A 6,696-nucleotide genomic window follows, 5' to 3' on the forward strand; every position below is an offset into this window, starting at 1 on the left:
AAGGAGACCCCATGTCGAGCACCCCCGCCCCGGCCGAGGAGCGCGGCGAGACCCCCGTCCCGTTCACCGCGGACGACTACCGGGCCCGGATGGCCCGCGCCGCCGAGTCCGCAGCGGACGCCGGACTCGCGGGCGTGATCGTCGCCCCGGGCCCCGACCTCGTCTACCTCACCGGATACCAGCCCACCGCGATCACCGAACGGCTCACCGCCCTCGTCATCGCCCCCGGACAGGCACCGGTCCTCGTCGTCCCGACCCTGGAGGCCCCCGACGCCGAGAAGGCCGCCGGGGCCGCCGCGCTCACCCTGCGGGACTGGACCGACGGCAAGGACCCGTACGCCGTCACCGCGCCGCTCCTCGACGCCGGCGGCAGGTTCGGCGTCAGCGACAACGCCTGGGCCATGCACCTCCTCGGTCTCCAGAAGGCCCTCCCGGAGACCTCGTACGTCTCCCTCACCGAGGCCCTGCCGATGCTCCGCGGCGTCAAGGACGCCCACGAACTGGCCCGGATCGCGGCCGCCGGGGCCGCCGCCGACCGGGCGTACGGCGAGATCCTGGAGGTCCGGTTCGCCGGCCGCAGGGAGACCGACGTCGCCGCCGACCTCGCCGCGCTGCTGCTGCGCTTCGGGCACTCGCAGGTCGACTTCACCGTCGTCGGCTCGGGCCCCAACGGAGCCAACCCGCACCACGAGGCCGGCGACCGGGTCATCGAGCGCGGCGACATGGTGGTCCTCGACTTCGGCGGCCTCAAGCACGGGTACGGCTCCGACACCACCCGTACCGTCCACGTCGGCGAACCCACCGACGAGGAGCGGCGCGTGCACGACCTCGTACGGGAGGCGCAGCAGGCCGGCTTCGAGGCGGTACGGCCCGGGGTCGCCTGCCAGGAGGTCGACCGGGCGGCCCGCAAGGTCATCACGGACGCCGGGTACGGCGAGTACTTCATCCACCGCACCGGCCACGGCATCGGGGTCACCACCCACGAGCCGCCGTACATGATCGAGGGCGAGGAACTCCCGATCGTGCCGGGCATGTGCTTCTCCATCGAGCCCGGCGTCTATCTGCCCGGCCGCTTCGGCGTCCGGATCGAGGACATCGTGACGGCGACGGAGGACGGTGCGGGGCGCCGCTTCAACAACACCCCGCACGAGATGGCCCTCGTGGACTGACCGTCAGCCGTCCGTCAGGACGACCGCCGACTCGCCGGGGAGCCGCAGGACCCCGTCCCCCGCCGGGGACCCGACCGGCTCCCAGGCCGCCAGGACCTGGTCGCGGCCGTTGGAGCCGAGCGGGATCACCGCCGGCTCCCTGCCCAGGTTGACCCCCACCCGCAGGACCCCGCGGCGGAAGACCAGCCAGCGGGCCTCCTCGTCGAAGGCCGCCTTCACGCCCGCCAGGTCCGGGTCCGTCAGGTCGGGCAGGGTGCGGCGCAGCGCGATCAGCTGGCGGTACCAGGCGAGCAGCCGCTTGTGCGGGTCCCGCTCGCGCTCCGTCCGGTCGAGGACCGAGCGGTCTCGGGTGGCGCGCTCCTGCGGGTCGGGAACCTCGTTCTCGTCCCAGCCGTGCTCCGCGAACTCGCGCCGCCTGCCCCGCCGTACGGCCTCCGCGAGCTCCGGGTCGGTGTGGTCGGTGAAGTACTGCCAGGGCGTGGTCGCCCCCCACTCCTCGCCCATGAAGAGCATCGGCACCGAGGGGCCGGTGAGGACGAGGGTCGCCGCGCAGGCCAGCAGGCCGGGGGAGAGGGAGGCCGAAAGGCGGTCGCCCAGGGCCCTGTTGCCGATCTGGTCGTGGGTCTGCGCGTAGCCGAGGAAGCGGTGGGCGGGGGTGCGCTCCCGGTCCACCGGACGCCCGTGACGGCGCCCCCGGAACGCCGAGTACGTGCCGTCGTGGAAGAAGACATGGGTGAGCGTCTTCGCGAGCGCGGCCATCGGGGCGCGCGCGAAGTCCGCGTAGTAGCCCTGGGACTCTCCGGTCAGGGCGGTGTGCAGGGAGTGATGGAAGTCGTCGTTCCACTGGGCGTGGATCCCCAGGCCGCCGAGCGCGCGCGGTGTGGTCGTGCGCGGGTCGGCGAGATCCGACTCGGCGATCAGGAAGTGTGGGCGGCCCTGTTCCTTGGCCAGCTCGTCGACGGCCCCGGACAGCTCCTCCAGGAAGGTCAGGGCCCGGGTGTCGGCGAGCGCGTGCACGGCGTCGAGCCGCAGCCCGTCGATCCGGTAGTCCCGCAGCCAGGCGAGCGCGCTGCCGCGGAAGTACGCCCGGACCTCGTCCGATCCGGGCGCGTCCAGGTTCACCGCGGCGCCCCACGGCGTGTGGTGGGTCTCCGTGAAGTACGGTCCGAAGAAGGGGAGATGGTTGCCGTCGGGCCCCAGGTGGTTGTGCACCACGTCCAGGACCACGCCCATGCCCAGCCCGTGCGCCGCGTCCACGAACCGCTTCAGCGCCGCGGGGCCGCCGTACGGCTCGTGCACCGCCCACGGTGCCACCCCGTCGTACCCCCAGCCCCGCACCCCGGGGAACGGGCACAGCGGCATCAGCTCCACATGGGTGACGCCGAGGCCCGCGAGCTCCCCGAGCCGCGCGGTCGCCGCGTCCAGGGTCCCCTCCGGGGTGAAGGTGCCGAGGTGCAGCTCGTACAGGACGGAGCTGCGGAGCCGCAGCCTCGGCGACTCGTTCCGCCAGACGTACGCGGAGTGGTCGACGACCGCGCTCAGCCCGTCGGGCCCGTCGGGCAGGCGGCGCGAGCGCGGGTCGGGCAGTACGTGCCCTCCGTCGAGCGAGAAGCCGTACCGGTCGCCGTCCTCGGCGGGTACGACACCCGTCCACCAGCCCTCGCGCTCCGCGTCCCGCTCCAGGGGATGCGCCGAGCCGTTCAGCTCCAGCGTCACCCGGTCACGGGCGTTCGGCGCCCACACCTCGAAGAGCACGGAAATCCCCTCGTCGACGGACCAGCCGCTCCACGACTGACTACCGCGACCATCCTGGCAGTCAGGACCCCGCCACGCCCGGTGTGTCCCACACGTAGTTGATCGCGCGCTCGAAGGTGACGTAGCCCGCGCGGGCGAACGACGCGGCCATCGGCACGTTGCCCAGGTCCGTCGCCGCCCGGATCCTGGGGACGTCGGCGGCGGCCAGGACGCGCGTGCCCTCGGTCAGGATGTCGTCGATGTAGCCGTGGCCGCGGTGCGCGGGCAGGACGCCGATGTACGCGATCGTGTGGTGGTAGTTGTTCCGCGCGGGGACGACGAAGCCGACCGGCTCGCCGGTCTCCGGCAGCTGGGCCACCTGCCACCACTCCCGCGGCGAGGAGTAGTGCGCGAACTCCTCGTCGTAGTGCAGCTCCGCGGCCTCGCGGGCCGACAGGCCGGAGGCGAGATCGGCCTGCCCGTGCGCGTCGAGCGTGCCCTCCATGACCGGGGTCATCAGCGCGACGAGGTCCTCGCGGTCCCGCACCGGGCGGAACTCCAGACGGCCCTTCGGCTCCGGTACGGGGATGCCGGGCCGCCACTCCAGGCGCAGCCGCTCGACGAGCGGTCGGGCTCCCGTGGCCACCAGCGCACCGAAGACGGACTCCAGGAGCGACCGGGTCTCCGGCATCTCACGCCAGTCCGCCGGCAGGAAGCGGCTGAACTCCGGGGGCCGCGTGCCCGCCGGGATCACGGCGGCCGTGGCGGTCTCCAGGAGGCGCAGGCCGATCTCGGCGCGCTCCTCCTCCGACAGCTCCGGGGCGAGGTCGAAGAAGTCGAGCGACTGCGGGGCGCCGCCGGCCGAGCCCGCCCACCAGGAGAGCCGGCCGAGGAGCCGGTCGCCGTCGAGGGCGACCCACATCCACGCGGGGACGCGGCGGCCGGTGGCGAGGTCGTCGGCGAGCTCGTGGTCGAGCGAGTAGGTGAGGCGGAGGAACAGGTCGAGTTCCTCGGGTCCGGCGAGCGGCCGTATGACGAGGTCGCGCGCGCCGGTGGTGCCCGGTGTGCTGGTGACGCCGGTGGTGCTGGTGGTGTTGGTGGCGCCGGTCGTGCTGGTGGCGCCGGTCGTGCTGGTCGTGCTGGTGGTGCTCGAAGAAGACGTGGTCACGTCGTGTTTCCCCCTGGGGATGCGTGCTGTGGAGACGGCAGACCGTAACAGCGATCACCGACGAGGAGGTACGGGGTTTCCCGCCCCGGAGGCCCTTCTGGACACTGCGGGCCCGACGGACCGACAATCACAGGTGTGACGACCCCTTTCGAGCTCCCGGCGAACACCCCTCGGCTGACCGACGCCGAGCGGGACCGCGCGCTGGTGCTGCTCCGTGAGGGCGCCGCTCAGGGCCGCCTCTCGCACGACACGTTCGTCTACCGGATGGAGCGCGCGCTCCAGGCCCGGCGCCCCGACGAACTCGCCCTGCTGACCGCCGACCTGAGGACCGAGGGCACCTGGACCCGCCGGGTGGTGGGCGCGGTCGAGCGGATGTCGGCGTTCACGGCCAAGCTGGGACGCGCCTGGTCCGCGGAGCGCCTGCCGAAGCTGCTGCTGCCCCTGCCGGGCCCGCACCCCCTGCGCATCGGCCGCGACCCGGTCAACGGCCTCCGCCTCAGCCACGAGACGGCCTCCCGGCTGCACGCCGAACTGTCGATGCAGAGCGGCATGTGGATCCTCCGCGACCTCGGCTCGACGAACGGCACGACGGTCAACGGCCGCCGGGTCACGGGCGCGGTCGTCGTGAGGTCGGGCGACGTGGTCGGCTTCGGCCAGATGTCGTTCCGGCTGTCGCACGGGTAGGGCCCGTCCCGCCCGGAGGTCCGGGCACCGGCACGCTTCGCCGAACCCTGTGCCGCCCACGGCGGTGTTCACCCGTTCGGCGGTATGCGGCGGGCGGTGCGGCGCGGGCGGTGATGGGCTGGGGGGACGCGCGCCAGCGATCTCCGGCCGCGGCACCCACCGCCGATCGACAGGGGGCGCGATGAGCCACGAGCAGAACCGCGAGCCGGGCCGAGGCATAGGGGGCGACCGGCCGGGGGCGTCGCCCGGGGACCCCTGGACCCGGCTGCCTCCGATGGCGCCGGCGACACCCCCGGCCGACGGCCGGGGGGCCCGGGGCGTGAGTGCCGTGGTGCCGGGTGACCTCGCGCCCCTGGCGGCCCCGGTGCGCACCGCGCCCGGCGGCGGAGGCGCACCCGGGGTCCGGGTCGTCGCGCCGAGTCCCCTCGACCCCGGTGCCTCGCGCGACCCGCACGGGATCCACCGGACCCTGCGCGAGGAGTTCCCGCTCACGTACGACCCGCTGCTGCGGGCCTGGGTGCTCAGCCGGTACGCGGACGTGGCCACCGCCCTCACCGACAGCCGTTTCACGCACGGGCACCGGCCCGGCGACCCGCCGTGCGCGCGGGCCCACGTCGACGTCGACGTGGCGGCCCTCCGCTCGGTCACCGAGCGGACGGCGTACGTCCTGGCCCGCCGGATCGCCGAGCGGCCCCAGGCGGACCTGGTCGCCGACTTCTGCCACTGGCTTCCCGCCGGAACCGTCGCCGCCGCCGTCGGCGTGCCCTACCGCGACATGATGCGGCTCGTACGCGGCCGGGCCGCCGGGGCCCTCGCCGGGGAGTGCGGCGGGCAGATCGCCGTGCGGGAGAAGGCCCTCGCCTCCTTCCTCGGCAACGTCCTCTCGGACCCGGACCAGGTCGCCGCCCTGCGCGACGCCCCCGCGGGCCTGGTGGGACGGGCCTGGGCGGAGTCGCTGCGCCGTGACCCGCCCGTGCAGATCGCCGTGCGCCGTACCGCCGCCGAGGTCCCCGTGAGCGGCGGCGTCCTCCCGGCGGGCGCGTCCGTCGCCCTGCTCGTCGGCTCGGCCGGCCGCGACCCGGAGCGGTTCCGCGAGCCCGACCGCTTCGACCCGCTCCGCGACGACCAGGGCCAGCTCACCTACGGCAGCGGCTTCTGCCCGGCCGTGATCCTGGCCGGCCTGGAGGCCGAGTACGCTCTGCGGGCCCTGTTCGCGGCGATGCCCCGGCTCCGTCTCGCCGACGGCTTCCGGCCGGTGTGGACGGGCCTCATCACCCGGGCGCCGCGGAGTCTGATCGTCCGTCCCGGGGGCTGATCGCGGAGCGGGGAAGACGCTCGTCCGCCCGCTGCTAGGGTGACGTGTGCTCGTCAAAGAGCGCCTTCATCTGTACCACTTTCAACGGGGATTCAAACGTGAAGATGCGTCATGTCCGCGCGATCGCTGTCTTCGGCATCGCGGTCGTCGCCCTGACCGGTGCCCGCGGCTCGCACGGCGGCGGCTGCGGCAGCAGCAGTTCCGGCAGTTCGAGCAGCAGCAACCACAACAGCGACAACGACAGCACCTCCGGTGGCACCTCCGGCGGCTCCCTTCCCGGCGGCTCCAGCAGCGCCGACAAGGCGATCCGCGACGTGACCATCAACGAGTGCAAGTTCGACCCGGCCACCAAGAACCTGGTCGCCCGCGTCACCGTGAAGAACGACGGCGTGCTCGACTACGACTACAGCGTCACCATGAGGTTCAAGGGCGACGCGGCCGGCACCGCGGTCCCCGCGAGCGCCACCAAGACCGCCATCAAGGTCGCGGCGGGCTCCTCCGCGAACGCCGAACTCGCCACCTCGTACCCCGGAACCGGCGACGGCTCCGAGTACACCAAGTGCGAGGTCTCGCGAGCCTCCCGCTCCTGACCCTCCGAAGCCTCCGAGGGGCCCCGGGGTTCACCC

At 73.9% G+C, this 6,696-nt stretch carries 6 protein-coding genes; 4 read left to right on the top strand and 2 right to left on the bottom strand.

Translation table 11 applies throughout. The annotated features are described in order from the left end of the window. Positions 1 to 11 precede the first annotated feature (11 nt). Positions 12 to 1,169, top strand: coding sequence for an aminopeptidase P family protein (locus ACFQ79_RS31485; RefSeq protein ID WP_383589793.1), 1,158 nt, complete (start codon positions 12 to 14; stop codon positions 1,167 to 1,169). A gap of 3 nt (positions 1,170 to 1,172) precedes the next feature. On the opposite strand, the gene treZ is transcribed toward ACFQ79_RS31485, so the two are convergent. Both treZ and ACFQ79_RS31495 read right to left on the bottom strand, forming a co-directional pair. Then, positions 1,173 to 2,924: a malto-oligosyltrehalose trehalohydrolase gene (gene treZ / locus ACFQ79_RS31490; protein ID WP_383589795.1), complete on the bottom strand. Its 1,752-nt coding sequence runs from the start codon at positions 2,922 to 2,924 to the stop codon at positions 1,173 to 1,175. Between the two features lie 61 nt (positions 2,925 to 2,985). Then, positions 2,986 to 3,936, bottom strand: coding sequence for a GNAT family N-acetyltransferase (locus ACFQ79_RS31495; protein ID WP_383589799.1), 951 nt, complete (start codon positions 3,934 to 3,936; stop codon positions 2,986 to 2,988). A gap of 270 nt (positions 3,937 to 4,206) precedes the next feature. On the opposite strand from ACFQ79_RS31495, the gene ACFQ79_RS31500 reads away from it, so the two are divergent. The 3 genes from ACFQ79_RS31500 (at position 4,207) to ACFQ79_RS31510 (ending at position 6,660) form a co-directional block, all read left to right on the top strand. After that, a complete protein-coding gene (locus tag ACFQ79_RS31500; protein WP_229313204.1) occupies positions 4,207 to 4,755 on the top strand; it encodes a DUF1707 and FHA domain-containing protein in 549 nt (182 codons plus the stop codon). A gap of 181 nt (positions 4,756 to 4,936) precedes the next feature. Beyond that, entirely contained in the window at positions 4,937 to 6,070 is a 1,134-nt protein-coding gene (locus ACFQ79_RS31505) for a cytochrome P450 (RefSeq protein ID WP_383589797.1), read from the top strand. 104 nt (positions 6,071 to 6,174) lie between these two features. Further along, positions 6,175 to 6,660 carry a hypothetical protein gene (locus tag ACFQ79_RS31510; RefSeq protein ID WP_383589801.1) on the top strand — a complete coding sequence of 162 codons (486 nt, stop codon included), beginning with the start codon at positions 6,175 to 6,177 and terminating at the stop codon, positions 6,658 to 6,660. Positions 6,661 to 6,696 lie beyond the last annotated feature (36 nt).

This window comes from Streptomyces sp. NPDC056480, assembly GCF_042795405.1.
Taxonomy (GTDB): domain Bacteria; phylum Actinomycetota; class Actinomycetes; order Streptomycetales; family Streptomycetaceae; genus Streptomyces.